Below are 20,148 nucleotides of genomic sequence, written 5' to 3'. Positions count from 1 at the left end.
TAATAAAATCGGGGAGTTCAAAAATGCGCACTGCAAAATTCGTCTTGCTGAGTTCAATCGCATGCATCAGCTGTGCGGCCAGTCCGGCGCTTGCTCAAAATGCGGAGGAAGTAGGGGCTTCTCCTGGAGAAATCATTGTTACGGCACGCCGCCAGAACGAAAAGCTTCAGGATGTTCCTGCATCGGTGACCGTGTTCACCGCAGCGACGCTTGAGCAGACCGGGGTGAAGACAGCCAGCGATTTCGTCAAACTCACCCCAGGTGTGAGCATTGTGACCGGCACTGCTGAATCTGGCGACACCCAAATCAATATTCGAGGTCTGAATGGCGCGCGCGATGCCGAAAACAACGTCGCTCTGGTGGTTGACGGCATTCTTAAAACCAACACCTCGGCGCTCAACCAGAATCAAGGTACTCTGAAGCAAATCGAAGTTTTGAAGGGTCCGCAAGGTGCCATTTATGGGCGCAACGCCTCGGCTGGCGCGATCGTCATTACCACCCGCAAGCCGGGTGACCACCTGCAGATGGAAGGCAAGGCGTCGTACGGCAACAATAAAACCTACTCGGCTTCGGGCCTGGTCAGCGGTCCGATCGGAGATTCACTCGGTTTTGTTATTTCCGGCGACTATGGCAAGTCGGACGGGTTCTATCGCAACACGTTTTTGCCCACTGCTGTCAACACCGCAACTTATCCGGGCAACTCGACCCGCGCCGCTTCGGTTGACAACTACCGAAAGTTCGACATCAACGGTCGCTTGATCGCAAAAATCGGAGGCTCGACCGAAATCGATCTCAAGGCGCGCTATGGCGAGGTCAAGGCCGGCGCGATCGCTTTCAACGGTGTTTTTCAGATCCCGGGGCTGTTTTCGATCAGCAAGACGATCGATTCCAACATCAACGTCAACGACCATATCTTCAGGTTTGATTCCAACATCGTGCCGAACAACTATCAAAAGACGTTCGAAGCCTCAGGCCGGTTTGATTCCGATGTCGGTTTCGGCAAGCTGACGGGCTATGTTTCCTACAGTAAGATCGAGAATGATTTTTACGCCGATGGCACCAGCGGGGCGTTCGGCTTCTTTGGAAACGAGCCGCACTGTACCGCAACCGCGGCCGCAACGGCCGGCATAGTGGTTCAGGAACCGTTCCAGACGATCGGCCCGTTCCGCGGATCGCAGCCTTATGGCCCGAGCACTTGCGATGGCACCCAGTATCAGCGCCGTAACCAGGAAGACATCAGCGCTGAGCTTCGTCTCGCATCGAAGTCCGATGGTCCGTTGACCTGGCAACTCGGTGGCTATCTGCTCCACATCAACCGCCGGGTTTGCGTTAATCTCGGGCTCGACACGGGGCAGGGCGTAATCAGGGAATGCTATACGAATGATCCGCGCAATCCGACGGAAGGATTGGCCGACGACACCTTTAAAACCAACGTCTACGCGGCCTTCGGTGCGCTCGACTACAAGGTTTCCGACACGCTAAAGGCCGGCTTCGCGCTCCGCTATGATGTTGAAGAGCGCAAGGTCGGAAACAATATTCCAGCGGCCGCACGAACCCGCTGGGTTGGCAATCCGCTTACCGGCTTCCCCAACGGTACGATCAGCACACCAGCGAACTACTACCTGAACCCCGGTCTCGATCCGGCCTACAATCCAAGCGGCGTCCTTGCGGCGCGGTCGGCAACCTTCCAGCAGATCGAGCCCAAGGTGACCCTGACCTACAAGCCTGGCCCTTCGACGACGCTGTTCGCCAACTGGGGGATCGGCTTCAAGTCAGGCGGGTTCAACGCGGGCGGTAGCAAGGCCATTATCGATGGCTTCTTCAACAATGGCACAGCGCTGTTCGCGCCTGTTCCGATAAACGCCGGGCTGGCAATCACCGACCAGTACAAGAAGGAAACCAGCAGCGCCTTCGAGGTTGGTATTAAAGGCGGCTTCGCCAACAACCGCATCACTTATGAACTGGCCGGTTATTATACCACGGTAAAGGACATGCAGTTCTTCGAGTTCTTCGTGGGTCCGTTCGGACTGCTGCGGGTTGTTTCCAATATCGATAAGGTCGAGCTCTACGGCGGTGAAGCCTCGCTGAGTGCGCGCGTGATCAAGGGATGGACAGTATTTGGCTCGGCAAATGTGACCGAGAGCAAGATCAAGAAGAACAGCGTACGTCCCTACACGGTCGGAAACAAATCACCTTATACGGCCGATTACACCATCAATCTGGGATCGCAGGTTGATGTCCCGCTTGCCGATGCGTTCAATCTAGCGCTGCGGGCTGATTACCGCATCACTGGCCCGACGTTCTTTCATACGGTGCAAGACAACAACGTGCCGAACCTGTTTTTCGGTGGCGCAGTTCCGGGGAACTTCAAGAACTCCCGGCGTAGCGCCTATGGTGTCTTAAATTTGCGGGCTGCGGTGAGCGCCCACAACTGGAGTATTGCGGCGTTCGGCAACAACGTGTTGAACAAGAACTATCTGGCCGAAGTTATTCCGGCGCCTGAATTCGGCGGTGACTTCATCTCGCCGGGTGCACGCGCCTATTATGGCGTGGAGGTTGGCTTCAAGTTCTGAGCGCCCTGATGAACATGGATACGGGCGAGGTCGTTAGCCTCGCCCGTTTTCATTGGGGGTGCCGCGACTAACAGCCCACCAGGCCGACCTTGTTTTAGGTTCGCCGGCCCAGAGCCTGTTGATGCGGAACTACTGTTTGCCGAATAGCGCTTCCCGCGTGGCATCGTCGGGATCGCCAATCTTCATCACATCGCTCATCAATGCCATGCCGCGCTGGACGGCTGGCCGACTCTCAATGGCGCCGGCCCAGCGTTTTACATTGGGAAAGTCATTGATGTCGATCGCGTGGAGGTCGCGAACGATGGGCGCGCACCACGGGTAGGTCGCCATGTCGGCAATCGAGTAATTCGCGCCGGCGAGAAAGTCGCGCGTGCCCAACACTTCATTCATGAGGCCATAAAGCCTGACAGTTTCACCGCAATAGCGGTTTATCCCATAGTCGATCCGTTCGGGTGCATAGCCCCTGAAATGTCCGCATTGCCCAAACATGGGGCCGATGTTGGCGCATTGAAAGAACAGCCATTGGACGATGTTGGATCGCTGGGCCAGTTCGGCAGGCCAGAAACGGCCAGACTTTTCGGCAAGGTACATCAGAATCGCGCCCGATTCGAAAACTGCGTACGGGCCGCCGCCAGGGCCTTCGTGGTCGACGATGGCGGGGATGCGGGTGTTCGGACTGATGGCCTGGAAATCAGCCGTGTGTTGCTCACCAGAGAGGATGTTGACGGGCTTCACCGCATAGGCGAGTTCCATCTCCTCAAGCGCGACAGACACTTTATGCCCGTTTGGCGTGGGCCAGTAATAAAGGTCGATCATGCCCCATTCGTTGCGCGAAGGTCGAGGCAAGCGCGCACAGCAGCCTGACAGGCTGCGGCACTGTCATCGCCTTCGAACGGTTGATTGTAGTGCCGCTGGACCGAGGGCCGCTGCAATGCTTCATCATACCACGCAGAGAGAGCAGGGCGCCCATCTCGCCAGTTGAAATTGGGATGGATCGGGTCCTTCGCCTCGTAAAACTCGGCGCGAAAGCCTAGATAGCTGATCGCGTGCAGCATGGCCGCATGTCCGACATCGAAGCTGTCCCAGCCGCGCTTTGCGTCGCGTTCCAAAGAATCGAGTCCGGCCGTAAATTTGGGCCACAGCCATTCAAACAGGCCCATGTTCCATTGATCGCGCGGCTTCCATTGCTCCATCACCATCTGGACGGTGCTTTCGAAGATCGAATCGCACAACGACAACCGGCATAGGGCGTCCCACCGTTTGGGACCCGGCTCGGGGTATATTTTGCCGGTACGCGCGGTGCTGTCGAGATATTCGCAGATGGCCTGGCTGCCAAAAACGGACTGGCCGTCGTCGGTTACCAAAGTGGGCACTTTGTCGAGCGGATTCAGCTGGCTGATGTCGTAGCTGTCGCCGCAATCCTCACCCTGGTTGTTCTTGAACGGGAACGTTGCGATGCGTTCCATGTGGTCCCAGTGGCCGCACTCGTGCGCGGTCACCAGAACCTTGTGCACGAAAGTGTGGAAGGGGGAATAGAACAGCTTCATGCCAAAACTCCTCTCAGCGGCATGCTTGTTCCTATTGTGCGCCTTGTCAACCTCGTGTTAGGAAAGGTCCAGACCATTACGAGGCTCTGCCCATGTCAAACTATTTTGAAGGCTTTACTGCCCCCGTCGTACTCAACACGCGAACGAGCGCACTTGTGGTTGTCGACATGCAATACGCGAGCGGCAGCAGATTTCATGGCCTGGGCAAGCTGCTGAGCGATCAATGCCAGCTGGAAAGCGCGGACTATCGCTTTGACCGGATCGACACGCTGCTCATTCCCAATATCGGTAAACTGCTGGCGGCGTTCCGTGCATCCGGTACCCACATTGTCCATCTGACGGTGGGCTGTGAGCGCAGCGACTACAGCGATGCCCCGCGCCACATGCGGCCGCTCTTCGAAGCGACCAACAATCATGCGGGCACGCGTGAGCATGAGATCGTCGATCCGCTGAAGCCGCTGCCCGGAGAGCCAGTGTTCAACAAGGTAACGATGGGCGGATTTGCCTCGACCGGGCTTGGCGCGCATCTGACCTCAAAAGGGATCAGCGAGATCATCGTCACCGGCGTCTCGACCAACAATTGCGTTGGCATGACCGGGATGGAGGCAACCGATCGCGGCTTCGGGGTTGTTGTTGCTTCGGATGCCTCGGGCACCTGCAGCGACCGCATGCAGCTCGCGTTCGAGGATACGTTCAGGCGGCTGTGGGGTCGGGTTGCGACTACTGATGAAATCATCGCGGAAATCGAACAGTTCACCAAGCTTGGCGTGGCAGCGTAGGGGCCCTAAATGGTAGCGAAGTCACTCGAGGTCAGGCCGCTGACCGATACCTTTGGCGCCGAAGTGCTGGGTGTCACTCTATCCGGTCAAATGGCTCCGGATGTCTTTCATGAAATCAGGGCACTATGGCTGCGCTACGAGGTCCTGCTGTTTCGGGAGCAGGATATCGAGAAAGAGGATCTGATCGAGTTCAGCCGGTTGGTCGGGCCGCTCGAGATCCACCTCCGCGAGGAGTGGCTCAACAAGACGCACCCCGAGCTTCTGCAGATCACCAACATCCGCGAAGACGGCAAGCCGACCGGCGCACTCGCCGATGGCGAAGTTGGTTGGCATTTTGACCAAATCTATCTGCCTAAACCTGCCGTCGGCTCGCTACTCTTTTCAATCAAGATCCCGCCTACAGGTGGCAGCACTCATTTTGCCGATATGACCACCGCTTACGCGCGGCTTCCGCGTCATCTCAAGGATGTGGTCGATGGGCGTAATGCGATCCAATCGTATGTCGCCTTCAACCAGATGTACTCGACCACGACCAATACCAAACAGACCAACATTACGCCCGATATAGCGCATCCACTGGTGCGCACGCATCCCTATAGCGGGCGGCGCGCGCTCTATGTCTGCCCGGGCATGACGATCAAGATCAGCGGATTGCCCGATGACGAAAGCCGGTCCGTGCTCGATGAGCTGTTTGCGTGGACCTGCCGCGATGAGTTCGTCTACCGCCACGATTGGAATGTCAGCGACGCGCTGATGTGGGACAACGCCTGCACCATGCACCGACGCGACGACTTTGACGGGGAGTTTGAGCGATTGATGTATCGGACGACCATTTTGCCCCAGCCTGACCGCGCGGTGCCGTTCTGATGGCAAGCTCAGAAATGCCAATCGTCTGGTATTTCGATGTCATTTCGCCTTTTGCTGCGCTTGTCATCCCAGAAATCACGGCACTCTCGGCGCAGCATGATATCATGTTTCGGCCAGTCCTTTTCGCGGGCTTGCTCAAGGCCTTCGGACATTTGGGCCCGGCCGAAATCCCGGCCAAGCGCACGCAGACATACCGCATGGTGCAATGGCTCGCCGATGAGCGGGGCTTGGCGTTTCGTGCGCCGCCCGCTCATCCGTTCAACCCGCTAACCTTGCTCCGGCTGCTCAGCGCCAAGGACCTGACCGTAGCGGATGCAGCCGCAGCGTTCCGGCTGGTTTGGGTCGAGGGCCGCGATCCGGAGTCGGCCGAAACCGCCGCCGCGCTTGCCTCTGCGCTCGATGTTCCGATGGACGCCGTGCAGGATCCAGCGGTCAAGGACCGACTGCGCACGAACACCGAGGCTGCCGTCGCAGCGGGTGTCTATGGTGTTCCGACTTTGGCTGTCGGGCACGAATTGTTCTGGGGCCTAGACGCTATGCCGATGGCGCGCGCCTATCTTGCAGATCCGGGCCTGTTCGATCGCGGCGAAATGGCGCGCGTTTCAAATTTGCCCATGTCGGTTGAGCGCCCCCGCTAGGGCTTATTCGGCGGTGAAGCTCGTGCGACTGGGTATGGCATCGTCGGAGGCACAGCCCTTGGCGCAGCAACGCCCCGGCTGACTGTCGCGCGAGGGGCCTTTGCCCAGATCGAGCGCGCCGCGATCGAGCAGCGATTGGACCAGATCCTTGCGATCTTGAACGGGATAATTGCGCAGGATTTCCAGCTTCATTGCCTCGGGCGATCCGCCGCCGTGCAGGCTAATCACCGAATACCAGCCGCCCGTTTCCGAAGCTGTCAGGTCTTCGATGAAGCGCGCAACATTGGCGCGATGTTTATAGGGCACATCGGCCCGGCCGCGCAGCAGCGATTCAATCATCGGCGCCGTGGCGGGATTGTGATCCTCTTCGGGCGAGGGCAGCCCCACGATCAGGCCGCCCGAAACCTCGTGGGCGATGCGGTGCATGTCATAGATCTGGTTGGCCAGCAGCAGCTTGCCAATGTTTGAGTAGATCTGTTCCGGCCGGAAATTTCCCGCGGCATCCTCTTCGCCAAAGGTCGAGGCCGCAACACCGCAGGCATAGAAGCCTTCGGTGATCTTGATCAGTTCGACCATCTTGTCTTTGAGGTGCGAGATCTTGTTGAGATCAAGCCCGTTGGCCTCCATCATCAACGCGCCTGCGCCGATCAACAAATCGCCGAACCCGGCGCGCGCGCCGATGCAGCTATGGCGGTGATGCGAGGCGTAGTTGGTGGTCATCAGGTGGGCTTCGTCGATTTCGCCATCGATGAACACTTTGTCCCAAGGCACGAAAACATCATCGAAATGGACCGCCGCGACCGACTGGGCAAACTTGGCGCTGAATTTGGCAGCGGCTTGGCCCGGCCTTCCTGCCGGACGCGAAACGACGGTTACACCTTGCGCATCAATCGGCACCGCGCAGGCAACCGCAAAGTCCTTGTCCTCGGCGCCCATGCGGCGGCACGGCAGCACCAGATATTCGTGCATATAGGGCCCGCCCGTCACGATCGCCTTCACTCCGGCGATGACGATGCCATCAACCCGGCGCTCCTTGACGTGGACGTAAGACAGGGGTTCGACCTGCTCGGACGGACGCTTTGAGCGATCGCCCTTGCCGTCGGTCATCGCGATGCCGATGGCGAGATCGTTGGCCTGCGAATAGGCGATATATGCCTTCAGCCGGTCATGACTTTCGCTGCCGGTGCGCTCGGTGATCCGCCAGGTTGCTTCCCACAGACCGTTGAAGGCATCGTGGGTCAGATAGCGCTGGGTGCAGCCAGCATATTGGCACGTTAGCCGGACGGCTTCGAGCTTGTCGAGAAGGTCTTGGCGCGAACGGTTGATGGCGAGAAACCGGTTAGTCGGCTCACCCGAAAGCCCGTTCGTGACCATGACTTTTGCATAATCGGGCACAAGCGCGAAATCATAGGTTATGCCTGTGGCGTTGATGCCGGGCTCGAGCCGGGGCTCGTCTGCCACCGAGGTGACCAGATCGCCGCCAACATAAACCCGGGGCTTGAGCCGTCGAAGCGATTCACGATACTGTTCGGCGGACATGAGCACGGCTTAGACCCTTTTCAATTGCCAGACTTTCTGCCTTGAAGGCAACCAGCCATTCCGATACCGTTACCATTGGTCTGGACCAATAGAAAGTACATATAATGATCGGCGATTGCCCTTCTCCGGGTGCGTTTCAAGGGCTCAAGGTGCTTGATCTCGCAACCTTCATCGCCGGGCCCTATTGCGCCACTTATCTGGCGGAATTTGGCGCTGATGTCGTCAAGATAGAGCTTCCGGGCAGCGGTGATCCGATCCGCAAGTTCGGCACGCCGACGCCGTCGGGTGATACTTTGGTCTGGCTCAGTGAAGGGCGCAACAAGCGATCGATCGAACTTGATTTGCGGACACCCGAGGGTGCTGAAACGCTGAAAAAGCTCGCCGCGCAGGCCGACATTCTGTGCGAGAATTTCCAGCCCGGAACGCTCGAGCGCTGGGGGCTGGGCCCTGATGTCCTGCAGGCGCTCAATCCGCGCCTGATCATCGCCCGCGTAACGGCCTATGGGCAAACTGGTCCTTATAGTGATCGTCCGGGTTTCGGCCGCATTGCCAATGCCTTTAGTGGAATTTCCTATCTGTGCGGTGAGCCGGGGGCGCCGCCGGCATCACCGGGAACGGCAACGTTATCGGATTATGTCACCGGGCTGTTCGCGGCGCTCGGCGTGCTCACGGCGCTGCGCGCGCGCGATCGCACGGGGCGGGGACAGATTGTTGACGTTGGGCTCTATGAGGGCACCTTTCGTTTGCTCGATGAGCTGGCGCCGGCTTATGCCTACAACGGCTTCGTGCGCGAGCGGATGGGCGCGGGCACGGTCAACGCGGTGCCGCACAGTCACTACCCCACCAAGGACGGAAAATGGGTGGCCATCGCCTGCACCAATGACAAGATTTTCGGTCGCCTGACCGCGATCATGGACCGCATGGATGTGACCGGCGAGGGCTTCTACGGGACCATTGCCAAGCGTGAGGCAAGACGCGCCGAAGTGGACGCTTTTGTAAGCCACTGGACCAGTGCCATGACCCGCGACGAGATTCTCGCCGCCTGCGAAACCGGCCAGGTCCCGTGCGGCCCGGTCTATGGAATCGACGAGATCTTTGAGGATCCCCAATTTGCCGCGCGCGACAATCTCGTTCAGATAGTCGACGAACGCGCGGGCCCCCTGACCTTGCCGAATGTCTGCCCGCGGCTTAGCGATACGCCAGGTTCCATACGCTGGGCTGGGCGCGAACTGGGCGCGGACACCGCCGCTGTCCTGGCCGATTGGCTGGGTTAGTGGTGCCCGCCAGTGGCGGCTCAGGTGCGCACCGCCAAGGCCAGCACGCGCTGTGCCTTTTCTACAATCGGGTAGTCGACGAAATAGCCATCGACCTGAATTGAGGCCGACCCGGCGCCTTCAGCGGCGTTGAACGCGGCGACGATCTTTTCGGCGCGGGCGATTTCCTTGGCGCTCGGCATGAACGATTGATTGGTTCGGGCAACCTGCTTGGGATGGATCAGCAACTTGCCCTGAAACCCGAACTTGACCCCCGTGACAACCGACTGGTCAAAGCTGTCCTCGTCCGCAAGATCGATATGAACCGTATCGATCGGCGCTTCCAGGCCGCCCACGCGCGAGGCCAGAATGAGCCGTCCCCGGGCATAGGCCAGTTCGGCTTCGTCAGCGCTCCATTTCATGCCCATATCGCGCGTGAAATCGCCCGCGCCAAACGAAACGCGCCGCATCCGCGTGCCTGCCGCAATGATCGCGTCCAGGGCATGGAGCCCGGCCCCTGTCTCAATGATCGGCATCAGATCGATTGCGCCGACAGGGAGCCCGCGTTCGCGCTCGAATTGCGCGATCATCCAGTCGATCAGGACGATCTCTTCGGGCCGTTCGATTTTCGGCGCCACGATCCCGTCAAGCCACGGACCGACAACCTCATCGAGGTCGCGAAAGCACCATTCGGTATCGGTAGCATTGACCCGCACATAGCCCAGACAGGAGCGCGGCGCGGACAATGCTGCCACCGCCACCGCCCGGCTTGCCGGTTTTTCGGAAGCGGCGCAGGCGTCTTCAAGGTCAAGGATAATGGCGTCCGCACCCGATGCGAAAACCTTTTCCACCTTGCGCGGGTGATTCGCCGGCGTGAACAGGAAGCTGCGGATCGGAGCGGCAGAATCCGAGAGAATTGCTTTAGTCATGAGGTAATGTGTTTCCTGTTTTGCGTTGCAGGTCGACCGAATACGAAAACCGGCCAGCCGGATGCTCGCTGACCGAGACTTCGAACAAGCGGCCGCTGCGGTCGCGGTAGCGCCGGACGATGATCAGGGCAGGGCTGCCAGGTTCAACTTCAAGCGCTTCAGCCTTGCGCTGGGTCAGCGACCCGGCGAACAGTTCGGCATTGATGTCGGTCGCGAACAGCCCATAGGTCTGCTCCATGACCCGAAACGCCGGCGTTGCGTCTTTTCCGATCTGGTCGGCAAGGTCGGCAAACTCGGCCGGAACATAGATATCTGTCCAACAAACCGGACTGCGCTTGCTTTCGACACGGATGGTTTCAATGCGCGCCCAACGCGATCCTGCCGAACAGGCCAGCATTTGCGCCAGGGCGACATCGGCCTCGACCAATTGCGTGCGCAACACTTTCAATCTGGTCTGCGGCGCATATTGCAGCAGTTCGTCCATTGATCCCAGCTTCTGGACCATCTGATCGATTGGCGCCGCCGATGTGACCACCGTTCCGCGCCTGCGGTTGCGGCTGATAAGGCCACTTTCCTCAAGCCGGCTCATCGCCTCGCGAATGGTGAAGCGGCTTACTTCGTATTGCGATGCCAAGGCCTGCTCGGGCGCAAGCTTTTCGCCGATGGACCATTTGCCTGTTACGATTTCGCGCTCGATTTGATTGGCGATTTCCCGGTATCGCGGGACGGGGGCGGCGAGCAACGATGTCATGGAACGTCATCCGATCGCGGGTTCATTATTGGTCTGGACCAATCGAAACTTTGGTAGCATAGTTCGCGGGCGGTGGGCAAACGCCGTTTCGGGCCCGCTGGGGGTAGAGCGGTCAGGTTCTCCGGCCGGTCAGGCTTTCTGGTCTGTAACCTGCGCCGCTATTGCTGAAAGGATCCTATCATGACTGACAAGCGCGTTCTTGTGATCGTTCCGTTCCCGCTAGACGACGACGGCGTCGCCAATCGCAAGGCACAGCTTAGTTCGGTGCAGTTGGGTCCCGGCATCACGTTTGACTACAAGCCGGTTAAAGCTGCACCGGCCTTGTATGACAGTCATCACGATTACGTGCTGGCCGACATTTCCATATTTGAAGCCGGTCTCTCGGCTGAAAAGGACGGCTATGATGCGGTTTGCATCGATACGATGAGCGACTCCGGCATGAACGCGCTGCGTTCGGTTCTGGATATTCCCGTGATTTCGCCCGGGCGCGCTTCGTTTTTGACCGCGCTTATCTTTGCCAATAATTTTTCGGTTCTGACCCAGTGGGATCCCTGGAAAGGTCTCTACACTAAGACGCTGAAGGAATATGGCCTCGAGCACAAATGTGTGTCGATCCGCTCGCCCAATATTCCCCCGGACGTCTCCAACCTGCTGGGCGGCAAAGAAGAGGATGTCTTTCCCAAACTTCTCGCCGCCGCAATGCAATGCGTGGAAGATGGTGCCGAGGCCATTTGCCTTGGATCAACAACGATGCATCAAAGCCATGCCTGGCTGGCCGAACGTCTGCCCGTGCCCTTGATCAATCCGGGCCCGCTGACCTACAAGCTGGCTGAAGCTGCACTGTCGCTCGGGCTCAAGCATAGCCGTGTTGCCTATCCCAAGCCGCACGTGTTCATGGGTGACATGATCAGCGGGATGCTTGATGGCGGCGCCTCGGTCCAGCGAGCAAAGGGCTAGCATCCGATCACAGCTCAACCTGGCCGAAGCCATTCGGAGAGGCCGCTCGAACAGAGCGGCCTCAGCACGCTTTTCGCCACCTCGCTGATTCAGATTGCAGGCTCGTTTGCGATTGCGGGGCCATTTGCGATCTCGATTCTGATCGTACAAAATGAGCATCTGCCCGAAAGCTGGATGGGGTATTACACCTCGCTGATTTACGCAGCGGCGATCATCGGCTCGATGGTTACCACCCGGCTATTGGCCAGCTTCAGCATTCGCTTTGTCCAGTTTGCGGCCTTGTTGGCGACGGGGCTTGGCTTTGAACTGTTCTGCCAGGTCGGCACCGACCCCCTTCCCTTGGCGACCGCCATTGCGGGGATCATGTTGATGGGGCTGGCTTATGGCGTCATCGTCCCGTCCAGTTCGCTGGCTTTAGCCGAATGCTATTCAAAGCGAATGCAGCCGCTGGTCGTCTCGGTGCGGCAAACCGGCGTTCCGGTGGGAACAGCGATGGTTGCGCTCATCGCTCCCGTTGTTGCGCACCATTACGGCTGGCAACATATGGCAGCGGTGGTTTGGGCCCTGGTGGCAGTCACCGCGCTGCTGGCCAAGCGCGGTCTGCGAGACTTTGGAGCCAAAGCGAACCATCCGCCGGGCAGGGAGCATGTTTTAAGCGCCTTGCAGGTATCGCTTGCCGAACCCGCGACACGGCGTCTTGCGCTGGTATCGGGCTCCTATGGGATTAATCAGGCGGCCCTTACGACCTACCTCGTGCCAAGCCTGGTCTGGTTGCATGGAATGAGTGTCGGTCGGTCGGCGGGCTATCTTGCAATCGCCACGATGGCCGGGGCGGCTGCGCGGATTGTGTTCGGGATGACGACCGCGCGCTTCGGCCGGGCCAATTTACACCTTGGCCTGCTTGGCATTCTTTCGGGCTTTGCATGGCTCTTGTTGCTGTGGCCTCTCCCATCTTTCATGCGGCTCATGGCCGGCAGCGTTCTGCTTGGCATCAGCGCGATGGGCTGGAACGGGATTCTACTGGCCGAGATCGCGCTTGCGGCGCCAAGCGGTAAGACGGCCGAGGCTGTCGCGACCGGAACATCGTTTGCTTATCTGGGCGTGCTTGTTGCGCCGCTGATCTATGTGCAACTGGATCACGCCATTGACAGCAAGCGGGCCGCCTTGGCGGGGCTGGCGGTCCTTGCCGTTTCCGCGGGCTTCGCATTGCTCCGCTCATCGGATAACCTCTCAACCAGGTGACGCCCGCCAACCGATTTTCAACATCGGGCGGGACATCTCCGTCCTTGGGTATCCGTGCGTTTGGCACGCAATTGCTTGATGGTCCCTCGATTCAGTGGACACCTTTGCCAAGCCCGAGAGAGCCGGCCTCACATGTCTCTTGGCTGGCTGTCGCCGCTCGAATATGCTGCCGCGGCGGTCGCGATGGCCGCTGAATGAAGGCCGGATCCTAACCTTCGACCCGGATGAAAAACTGGGGGACCCCAAGAACGCCGGATCCTAACCTTCAAACTGGCTGAAAAATCAGGGGGGACGTCAGCTGCCGTCGGGGTAGTTATTCGCCCAACCAGAGGGATAGGGCAAGAGCCTCGTGCACAAACAATGCTATGCATCGGCCGATCGGCGAGGGTTTCGCCACCGAAGACATTTTTCTGCAGTGGAATTTAATGAGGCTTCGTCATCCTCATATATATTAAACGACCTAATCCTGCCGCGATCGGACGGATCGTCCAAGTATCGAGCGCAACAAACTGACGTAAAAGTGACCCGCAGTGAAGGACGCCATCGAGCGCCCCCGCGGCAGCGTTAATCGGTCTTTTCGCCGCGGCCCCGCGAGGGTTCCGGACGCCACGAATCTCCAGCACAAGTCAGGTTCCGCCTTGTCCGAAAGCCAGAGGACCCTAATATGGGCAGGTCGCCATCCGAGGACTTCAATGACCGCTCCGCTTGCCGTGCTTTATGAACATCAGCGCTGGTTCGAGCCGCTGTTCGCCGCGCTCGAGCGACGAGGCATAGCGGCGGCGAAGGTCGATGCTCGAAGCCTGATATATGATCCAGCGTCTCCGACCTTCCCCGCCGAGTTGATTTTCAACCGTGTTGCCATGTCCGCGCCTCAACGCGATCCGGAACATGGCATTTTTCACGCGATGGCGGCGCTCGACCATTGGCGCCTCCGCGGCGCGCGGATCATCAATGGGCACGAGGTGATGGCGATCGATGCGTCGAAAGCACGCCAGCTATCGCTGATCGAAGGGCTCGGCTTGGCGACGCCGCCAACCCGCGTCATCCACCGTCTGGCCGAACTTCCCGTGGCGGCGCGCGCGATCGGCTTTCCGCTGCTCGTGAAGGCCAACATCGGCGGTGCCGGTGCGGGCATCGTACGCTTCGATGCGATGGCCGAAATCGATGCGGCAATCGAGGCCGGCACGGTGCCGCAAAGCGTCGATCAGGTGCTGCTCGTCCAGGCCTATATCGAACCGCGCGGGCAGCGCATCTGCCGCATGGAGACCCTTGGCGGCAAGTTCCTCTACGCGATCGACATTGCCGTCGACGGCAACTTCGACCTGTGCCCGGCCGACGCCTGCCAGGTGCCCGGCCGTTCGGTGACGATGACCGCGACGAAGCCGCCACCCGAGATGGTCGCGGCGGCCGAAGCGATCGCCGCGGCCGCCGGGCTTGACGTCGGCGGGGTCGAATATGTCATCGATGACCGCGACGGGACGGCGCGCTTTTACGACATCAATGCCTTGTCCAACTTCGTTGCGAACCCGCTCGACGTGCTCGGATGGGATCCGCACGATCGGCTGGTCGACTTCATCCAATACAAGATCGAAGCAAGGAATCGCTCGTGAGGTTTGGTTACTGGATGCCCGTATTCGGCGGTTGGCTCCGCAACATCGAAGATGAGGGAATGACCGCAAGCTGGGAATATGTCCGGCGGCTGACCCAGCGCAGCGAGCAGACCGGCTGGGACCTGACCCTGATCGCGGAACTGAACCTCAACGACATCAAGGGTATCGACCAGCCTGCGTTGGACGCCTGGTCAACCGCGGCGGCCTTGGCGGCAGTGACGCAGAGCATCGAGCTGATGGTGGCGGTTCGGCCCAACTTCCATCAGCCGGCGCTGTTCGCCAAGCAGGCGGCCAACATCGACAATATCAGCAACGGCCGGCTGGCACTGAACGTGGTGTCGAGCTGGTGGGCGGACGAGGCGACCCAATATGGATTGGCCTTCGATGCGCACGACGACCGTTATGCACGCACCAGCGAATGGTTGACTGTGGTCGACGGATTGTGGACCGAGCCGCGCTTTTCGCACGACGGCGAACGCTACCACCTCAAGGACGCGATCTGCGAGCCCAAGCCGCTCGCCGTCCCTCGCCCGACGGTCTACGCCGGGGGCGAAAGCGAAGCGGCCAAGACCATGATCGCCGAGCAATGCGACGCTTATGTCATGCATGGCGACAGCGTCGAGGCGATTGGTGGCAAGATCAGTGACATGAAGCGCCGCCGGGACGCCACGGAGCGAGGGCCGATGCAGTTCGGGATGGCGGCCTATGCCATCGTGCGCGACAGCGAACCGGAAGCGCGCGCGGAACAGGCGCGGATCACGGCGATGCCGGCCACACCGCCCAAGGGATTCGACAATTTCGAGCAATGGCTGTCGGGCACGCAAATGGAGCGCGACATCAAGTTGCGTGACTATTCGGTGAGCAACCGTGGGCTGATGCCCGATCTGGTCGGCACGCCGGCGCAGGTCCGGCAAAAGATCGAGGCGTATGAGGCCGCGGGACTCGACCTGCTGCTCCTGCAGATGAGCCCGCAGGCCGAGGAGATGGACAGGTTCGCCGAAACGATCATTGCGCCGATAAAAAAGTAATCGAGTTAAATCGAAAACCCGATTGGTGGAATTGTGCCACGCCGATCTCGGCGGCTGGGCGTTGTTCAAGCCGGGCGCGGCGGCTGCATCGAACCGGATTTGCGGTGATGAGCTTCTCCAACATGTCGGGCGACCCGGGCCAGGCTTATTTCGCCGACGGGATCGCCGAGGAGACGAACGGCCGGAAACGACCCAAAGCACACGTTCGGTCAGTGAGCGTCGGCGGTCGAGGGCTTGTGGAGGGGAGGCATGATGTCCGTATTGAAGGTGTCAACCACGATGCGCCATTTGCCGTCGCTCTGTTTCCTCCAAATCGAAACCCATTTGCCCGGCTCTGTCACAGGTGTGCCATCCGCTCCGACCATGCGAGATGTGTACGTTCCTCGACTGTAGCCCATGTCGCCAGACTGAGAGACGTCTACTTGCTTTAACGCGGACTTATTTTGCATACCGGGGATGCCAAATACGTGCCTCCACTCAGCGCGAATAGCGTCTTTCCCAGTAACAATTGGTTCGGCCGTCGGCATCAGGACCGCATCGTCAGAGTAGAAGGATGCAACGCGCTCCAAGTCACGATTAGCTATAGCCTCTTGCAACGCTGCATCGGCCGCTCTCAACGCGTTTGAATTGTCGCTTGAAGTTTGGCTGCCACCGCAGGCCGCTGTGGCGAGCACCGCGACGACTATCCAGATCGATCTTACCATGGCGAAATCTCCCCGTTTAGCTGGAGATGCTAGTCGTTCGCGGATCAGACGCAATGTCCGATTTCCACCCATTGCGGACATTCGCAGACAGTGCGAACAACAGCTTATGATGAGCACCTCAACGTTTCCCGGCCCTTTAGGGGCATGCATGACGCCGCAATTCGCCGGCATGTTCACGGCTTCCTTCGTCCTTGCATGAGATTGGGATCCTTCGGCAGGGGGGCCGCCATCCTCCCCTTTCGGTGAAGCTGGACTTTGATGCTGGCGAACTCCGCCTCATTGGGTCGAACGCGTTTGTCGACAGCGTTAGGTGGCGGTTGCTCTTTCGCGAGCCGGGACAAGGTTCGATCCACAGGTTCGGTCGGCTTGGGAAGCCGGGGTGGGAGTTATCGGTTCCTGGCGGCGGCAACCAAGCGCTGCTCTCGCATGTCCGGACTCGCCCGCTGGCTCGGTTAATGCGTCCGCTCCATCGTCTCCACCTCTTCAAAGCGGTTGCAGGCATGCTATTCCTTACCGCCACCGTCTTTGAACAGCTTCCCGCCCCTTGGGTAGCACGGGCGCTGTCCGCCAGTGCGCGCTCCCGCCTCGTCGATGGTTATGTTGACAACCAAGCGCCCGTCCGCTGCGATCATCCCGGTGGTGAAAGCGCAGTTCGCGCGATCCTCACGCGGCTTGATCCGGAACTCGGACCGAAGCTTGACATCATCGGCATTCGGGAAGGCGGAATTTTCGCGCTTGCCCTTCCGTCCAACAAGATCCTGTTATTCCACGATACGACGTCACAAATAGATCCCGATGCGCTTGCGGGCCTGCTCGCTCATGAACTCGCGCACTTGCGTCACGACGATCCGACCGCTGCCATGGTTCGCTACAACGGCAACCTCGGTATTTTCGCCGCTTGGCTCAACGGGCCTGAACGGCGGCAGATTGGAGCGCGTTTTTCGGGCGAAGAAGAGAGGGTGGCGGACGAGGCGGCGATAGGCATGATGAAACGCGCGCACGTGCGGCTGGCGCCCGTCGCTGCACTTATCGAACAAATGCGAATATCCCAGCTTCAGGGGACTTACCTTGGCGATCAGGAACGCAGCGTCCATTTCGGCATGGCTGACCGCTCGCGCCGTTTTACAGCAGCTGCCGCGAACGATCCGCCAGGTTTGCGGCCGGTCTTGGAAGGCAACGCTGCCGACAACCTCTTCAATTTCTGTTGGGTGGGTAAGGTCCTGCCTGTCGAAGTCAGCACAGGAGTCGGGCGGAAGCCGTGAGCAAGCGATGGTCGGATGTGCCCCCGCTATGAGCGAACGATGCGTGCAAGGCACGTCGGGGCCCAGTGGCTTTGCACAATCGGGCCCGGCCCAATGTCCGCTTCCCACCACTTTCAGCCGTTCGTGCTCGACCTAGGGCATCAAACGTGCGGTTCTGACTGATCGTTGAAATCCCGGCGATGCGAACGCGTCTCAGGAGTTGCGATACACTCGGATGCGTTCCCCGGGGCCGCATCTGCAGTTTTTTGCTTATCTTTCAACGGCCGAGCGTGGTGGAGCTGAGCGGGATCGAACCGCTGACCTCTGCAGTGCGATTGCAGGAGACCCCATCGACAACCTACCTGTCGCTACTAAGCGCCAAGGAGCAACGGACCCTCAACGTAAGGCTCGGGTGGCTTGTAACGACCGATTATCTGTCAATGCAAGGCCGCGTTGTGTCACCAGTGTGTCAAGCGTCTTCAGGTGAGAAGACGTAGTCATCGACAGCTTTAAATGGCTCGACCCGCTCAAACCATTGGCCACTTTCGTCAATCCAGCGGCCGTTGAGGAAGGATCTGAAATCTGGGTTTCGCATGACATGGCTGGCGAACGTCCCTTTGTGTTTGATTCCTGCCGCCTCACGAACCTCTCCCTTCTTTACTCGCATGACCGACGGGTCGGCGAATCGCTCTAAAAGATAATCGGCGGCCAGTTTAACCTTGCCATTCAGGTTATTCTCGGCGTTCCAGTCGCTAATCGAGCAACCGGGGAACGTCCGCCAAAGAAGGTCCTTAATGGTGAGTGAAGGGGTGGCGACCAGAAACAGCCGCATTTCACCAGCCATCCCATTCGCTACCTTTCTAACGGCGCCTCTACACGCGGCTTGTAGATAATGGTGGGCTCGCTCGCCCTCGCGCATCTCGGCGTCAGTGTCGGAAAGTTGATCCACTGGTACGCCGGACGCTAGCCCTAACGCCATGTAACCCGAGCGGCGGTAGGTGATTTGACCAACCAGTACGACGTTGCGAACGTCCCTAAAGTCATTTGTGCCGTGATGATTCCCCCAATGGAGTCCCTGAACGCGATTCGGTCCATCGGCTACGCGGGCCTTGAGGTCATCTATTAGGTCTTCATCCTGCTTATAATGGATTACAAGCCAATCCTTGTCGTCGTCTTCGTTGACCGCATCCGCTATGCCCTGAATCACCTCATTCCTAGCGGTAAGGTCCTCCATCGCTTGCTTACCGCTTGCCCGTTGCCACAGCCTAACGTGGAGGTTCCGATAGTCGCTTATCGCCGCTGGAAGTCGGACCAGGTTTCCCCGATGCCTTTGCCATGCGGCGTAGGTTCCACGGACCCTGCCCGATGCGTCAGCTATGACAACAGGGGCGAAATCGGCTGGAAGTCCTTCATCGGTAGTGACTAGCGCTCTACCGAGACCACCCTCCGACATGAGGATTGCTGGTTTGCCCGCAAGGGAGACCAGTGTGCTTGTTAGCCTTTCTATCTCGTCCGCCTCGGATTTGCCGAGAATCGACCTTGCGAGTGAGGGACGACTAGCGAAGTCCATAGGTACGGTAACGGTAGTTCCTTCAGCAGCCGAACCCATTACATTCATTAGACCCTCAATCGCATCAGCGTACCAAGGGTTACGAAGGCGAAGCGACAGCAGTTTCCCCAAGTCATCCCGGCCAACCGAAAGGGTAGCAGCGGGAATTAGGCTCTCGTCCCATATGCGGAGGGCCCTAGGTTTACCTTGAAAATGAAACTCGCTGGCCTCTCGGAATTGCTTTCCCTTCGTTCGCGATAGGATCATTTGCTGGGTAGTGAAAAGGATTGGGACCTCTCCTAGCTTGCCCCTCGAGACCCCGAGGGCATTCATTTCATCTGTGGAGGTGAAGACCCCAAATTGGTCCGCCCGTAAGTTCGCAGCTTCGATGTAGGTTTTAATCTCATCGAGGCGAGAGACGCCAATTAGTGCACCTCCCTGCCTTGAGTGTCCTCGTTCACCCCAAGCTCTAAGAAACTCGGCAAGGGCGAGGGTCTTTCCCTGCCCTGGGTCGACGGAGGCTAGGTAGTAGGCTGGAGGGAGGTCCCCAGTGAGAGCTTTCTCACACGCTTCCAGCATCGAAAAGATAGCACAACGAGTAGATTTAGAGAGTGGAGACCCCTGTGTTTTGAGCCTTAAAGCCAGTGAAGCCAGCGCCTGGGTCGCTATAGTTTCAGGAATGAGAACGAGACTGCTCCGAATGAGTTACAGTTGAGGCCGTTTTCTAGAAAAGTCACTGTCTTCCCTAAAGCTTATAGAGGCGAGAGTAACTTTTGGGGAGGCAAGCGCACTTTAGCCGGGTCTTCAAAACTGATATTATTTCCTGCGAGAAACTTTCGCCGCGTTGGCGGCGATAGCACTTAAGTTTAGCTGTAGGAGCTGCTCCAAAGCCTCCTCGGTTGATATACTGGGGTCCCATCCATAGGCCACCGCCACGGCCG

General features: G+C 59.0%; 17 protein-coding genes and 1 tRNA gene. 10 read left to right on the top strand and 8 right to left on the bottom strand.

The features are described from left to right. Positions 1-23 precede the first annotated feature (23 nt). Complete coding sequence (locus Q0R27_RS12715) at positions 24-2,573, top strand: TonB-dependent receptor (protein ID WP_293945415.1); 2,550 nt, start codon at positions 24-26, stop codon at positions 2,571-2,573. A gap of 129 nt (positions 2,574-2,702) precedes the next feature. Here the strand turns inward: Q0R27_RS12715 and Q0R27_RS12710 are convergent, their stop codons facing one another. Beyond that, positions 2,703-3,389, bottom strand: a complete 687-nt coding sequence (locus Q0R27_RS12710) for a glutathione S-transferase N-terminal domain-containing protein (protein ID WP_293945413.1) — start codon at positions 3,387-3,389, stop codon at positions 2,703-2,705. Then, complete coding sequence (locus Q0R27_RS12705) at positions 3,386-4,120, bottom strand: glutathione S-transferase family protein (protein WP_293945412.1); 735 nt, start codon at positions 4,118-4,120, stop codon at positions 3,386-3,388. The genes Q0R27_RS12710 and Q0R27_RS12705 overlap by 4 nt, the downstream gene beginning before the upstream one ends. 92 nt (positions 4,121-4,212) lie before the next feature. Here Q0R27_RS12705 and Q0R27_RS12700 point away from each other — a divergent pair, with 92 nt between their 5' ends. The 3 genes from Q0R27_RS12700 to Q0R27_RS12690 are packed head-to-tail and all read left to right on the top strand — an operon-like array spanning position 4,213 to position 6,404. Further along, entirely contained in the window at positions 4,213-4,899 is a 687-nt protein-coding gene (locus Q0R27_RS12700) for an isochorismatase family cysteine hydrolase (RefSeq protein ID WP_293945410.1), read from the top strand. A gap of 9 nt (positions 4,900-4,908) precedes the next feature. Next, positions 4,909-5,766 (top strand): TauD/TfdA family dioxygenase, encoded by an 858-nt coding sequence (locus Q0R27_RS12695; RefSeq protein ID WP_293945408.1) that lies wholly within the window; start codon positions 4,909-4,911, stop codon positions 5,764-5,766. Beyond that, entirely contained in the window at positions 5,766-6,404 is a 639-nt protein-coding gene (locus Q0R27_RS12690) for a DsbA family protein (RefSeq protein ID WP_366080354.1), read from the top strand. Before Q0R27_RS12695 ends, Q0R27_RS12690 begins: the two co-directional genes overlap by 1 nt. Positions 6,405-6,407: 3 nt before the next feature. Here the strand turns inward: Q0R27_RS12690 and Q0R27_RS12685 are convergent, their stop codons facing one another. Beyond that, positions 6,408-7,943 (bottom strand): 4-hydroxyphenylacetate 3-hydroxylase N-terminal domain-containing protein, encoded by a 1,536-nt coding sequence (locus Q0R27_RS12685; protein WP_293945406.1) that lies wholly within the window; start codon positions 7,941-7,943, stop codon positions 6,408-6,410. A gap of 104 nt (positions 7,944-8,047) precedes the next feature. Here Q0R27_RS12685 and Q0R27_RS12680 point away from each other — a divergent pair, with 104 nt between their 5' ends. Continuing rightward, the gene (locus tag Q0R27_RS12680) at positions 8,048-9,217 is read left to right on the top strand and encodes a CoA transferase (RefSeq protein WP_293945404.1); all 1,170 of its coding nucleotides are present in this window, start codon (positions 8,048-8,050) and stop codon (positions 9,215-9,217) included. Between the two features lie 20 nt (positions 9,218-9,237). Here Q0R27_RS12680 and Q0R27_RS12675 read toward each other — a convergent pair whose 3' ends face one another. Beyond that, positions 9,238-10,125 (bottom strand): CoA ester lyase, encoded by an 888-nt coding sequence (locus tag Q0R27_RS12675; RefSeq protein ID WP_293945402.1) that lies wholly within the window; start codon positions 10,123-10,125, stop codon positions 9,238-9,240. Beyond that, positions 10,118-10,876, bottom strand: a complete 759-nt coding sequence (locus Q0R27_RS12670) for a GntR family transcriptional regulator (RefSeq protein ID WP_293945400.1) — start codon at positions 10,874-10,876, stop codon at positions 10,118-10,120. The genes Q0R27_RS12675 and Q0R27_RS12670 overlap by 8 nt, the downstream gene beginning before the upstream one ends. 180 nt (positions 10,877-11,056) lie before the next feature. On the opposite strand from Q0R27_RS12670, the gene Q0R27_RS12665 reads away from it, so the two are divergent. The 4 genes from Q0R27_RS12665 to Q0R27_RS12650 all read left to right on the top strand — a co-directional run bounded on the left by Q0R27_RS12665 (position 11,057) and on the right by Q0R27_RS12650 (position 15,713). Then, a complete protein-coding gene (locus Q0R27_RS12665; RefSeq protein WP_293945397.1) occupies positions 11,057-11,833 on the top strand; it encodes an aspartate/glutamate racemase family protein in 777 nt (258 codons plus the stop codon). A gap of 6 nt (positions 11,834-11,839) precedes the next feature. Beyond that, on the top strand, positions 11,840-13,075 hold the full coding sequence (locus tag Q0R27_RS12660; RefSeq protein WP_366080374.1) for an MFS transporter: 1,236 nt from the start codon (positions 11,840-11,842) through the stop codon (positions 13,073-13,075). Positions 13,076-13,767: 692 nt separating this feature from the next. Next, entirely contained in the window at positions 13,768-14,685 is a 918-nt protein-coding gene (locus tag Q0R27_RS12655; RefSeq protein ID WP_293945395.1) for an alpha-L-glutamate ligase, read from the top strand. After that, positions 14,682-15,713, top strand: coding sequence for an LLM class flavin-dependent oxidoreductase (locus Q0R27_RS12650; RefSeq protein ID WP_293945393.1), 1,032 nt, complete (start codon positions 14,682-14,684; stop codon positions 15,711-15,713). Before Q0R27_RS12655 ends, Q0R27_RS12650 begins: the two co-directional genes overlap by 4 nt. A 209-nt stretch (positions 15,714-15,922) precedes the next feature. Here Q0R27_RS12650 and Q0R27_RS12645 read toward each other — a convergent pair whose 3' ends face one another. Further along, positions 15,923-16,417 (bottom strand): DUF4440 domain-containing protein, encoded by a 495-nt coding sequence (locus tag Q0R27_RS12645; RefSeq protein WP_293945390.1) that lies wholly within the window; start codon positions 16,415-16,417, stop codon positions 15,923-15,925. A gap of 500 nt (positions 16,418-16,917) precedes the next feature. Here Q0R27_RS12645 and Q0R27_RS12640 point away from each other — a divergent pair, with 500 nt between their 5' ends. After that, entirely contained in the window at positions 16,918-17,679 is a 762-nt protein-coding gene (locus tag Q0R27_RS12640; RefSeq protein WP_293945388.1) for a M48 family metalloprotease, read from the top strand. Between the two features lie 270 nt (positions 17,680-17,949). Here the strand turns inward: Q0R27_RS12640 and Q0R27_RS12635 are convergent. Further along, a tRNA-Ala gene (locus Q0R27_RS12635) sits at positions 17,950-18,038 on the bottom strand. A gap of 89 nt (positions 18,039-18,127) precedes the next feature. Continuing rightward, complete coding sequence (locus Q0R27_RS12630; protein WP_293945386.1) at positions 18,128-18,892, bottom strand: hypothetical protein; 765 nt, start codon at positions 18,890-18,892, stop codon at positions 18,128-18,130. Positions 18,893-20,148 lie beyond the last annotated feature (1,256 nt).

Origin of the sequence: Sphingomonas sp. (assembly GCF_025362505.1) — a bacterium.
Lineage (GTDB): Bacteria > Pseudomonadota > Alphaproteobacteria > Sphingomonadales > Sphingomonadaceae > Sphingomicrobium.
The sequence above is the reverse complement of the archived record's forward strand: the minus strand, read 5'-3'. Positions and strand labels throughout refer to the sequence as shown.

What these genes read in the sequence shown, in the direction of transcription:
- Q0R27_RS12715 (WP_293945415.1), top strand. Translation starts at nt 24, where the DNA reads ATGCGCACTGCAAAATTCGTCTTGCTGAGTTCAATCGCATGCATCAGC.
- Q0R27_RS12710 (WP_293945413.1), bottom strand. Translation starts at nt 3,389, where the DNA reads ATGATCGACCTTTATTACTGGCCCACGCCAAACGGGCATAAAGTGTCT.
- Q0R27_RS12705 (WP_293945412.1), bottom strand. Translation starts at nt 4,120, where the DNA reads ATGAAGCTGTTCTATTCCCCCTTCCACACTTTCGTGCACAAGGTTCTG.
- Q0R27_RS12700 (WP_293945410.1), top strand. Translation starts at nt 4,213, where the DNA reads ATGTCAAACTATTTTGAAGGCTTTACTGCCCCCGTCGTACTCAACACG.
- Q0R27_RS12695 (WP_293945408.1), top strand. Translation starts at nt 4,909, where the DNA reads ATGGTAGCGAAGTCACTCGAGGTCAGGCCGCTGACCGATACCTTTGGC.
- Q0R27_RS12690 (WP_366080354.1), top strand. Translation starts at nt 5,766, where the DNA reads ATGGCAAGCTCAGAAATGCCAATCGTCTGGTATTTCGATGTCATTTCG.
- Q0R27_RS12685 (WP_293945406.1), bottom strand. Translation starts at nt 7,943, where the DNA reads ATGTCCGCCGAACAGTATCGTGAATCGCTTCGACGGCTCAAGCCCCGG.
- Q0R27_RS12680 (WP_293945404.1), top strand. Translation starts at nt 8,048, where the DNA reads ATGATCGGCGATTGCCCTTCTCCGGGTGCGTTTCAAGGGCTCAAGGTG.
- Q0R27_RS12675 (WP_293945402.1), bottom strand. Translation starts at nt 10,125, where the DNA reads ATGACTAAAGCAATTCTCTCGGATTCTGCCGCTCCGATCCGCAGCTTC.
- Q0R27_RS12670 (WP_293945400.1), bottom strand. Translation starts at nt 10,876, where the DNA reads ATGACATCGTTGCTCGCCGCCCCCGTCCCGCGATACCGGGAAATCGCC.
- Q0R27_RS12665 (WP_293945397.1), top strand. Translation starts at nt 11,057, where the DNA reads ATGACTGACAAGCGCGTTCTTGTGATCGTTCCGTTCCCGCTAGACGAC.
- Q0R27_RS12655 (WP_293945395.1), top strand. Translation starts at nt 13,768, where the DNA reads ATGACCGCTCCGCTTGCCGTGCTTTATGAACATCAGCGCTGGTTCGAG.
- Q0R27_RS12645 (WP_293945390.1), bottom strand. Translation starts at nt 16,417, where the DNA reads ATGGTAAGATCGATCTGGATAGTCGTCGCGGTGCTCGCCACAGCGGCC.
- Q0R27_RS12640 (WP_293945388.1), top strand. Translation starts at nt 16,918, where the DNA reads ATGCTATTCCTTACCGCCACCGTCTTTGAACAGCTTCCCGCCCCTTGG.
- Q0R27_RS12630 (WP_293945386.1), bottom strand. Translation starts at nt 18,892, where the DNA reads ATGGAGGACCTTACCGCTAGGAATGAGGTGATTCAGGGCATAGCGGAT.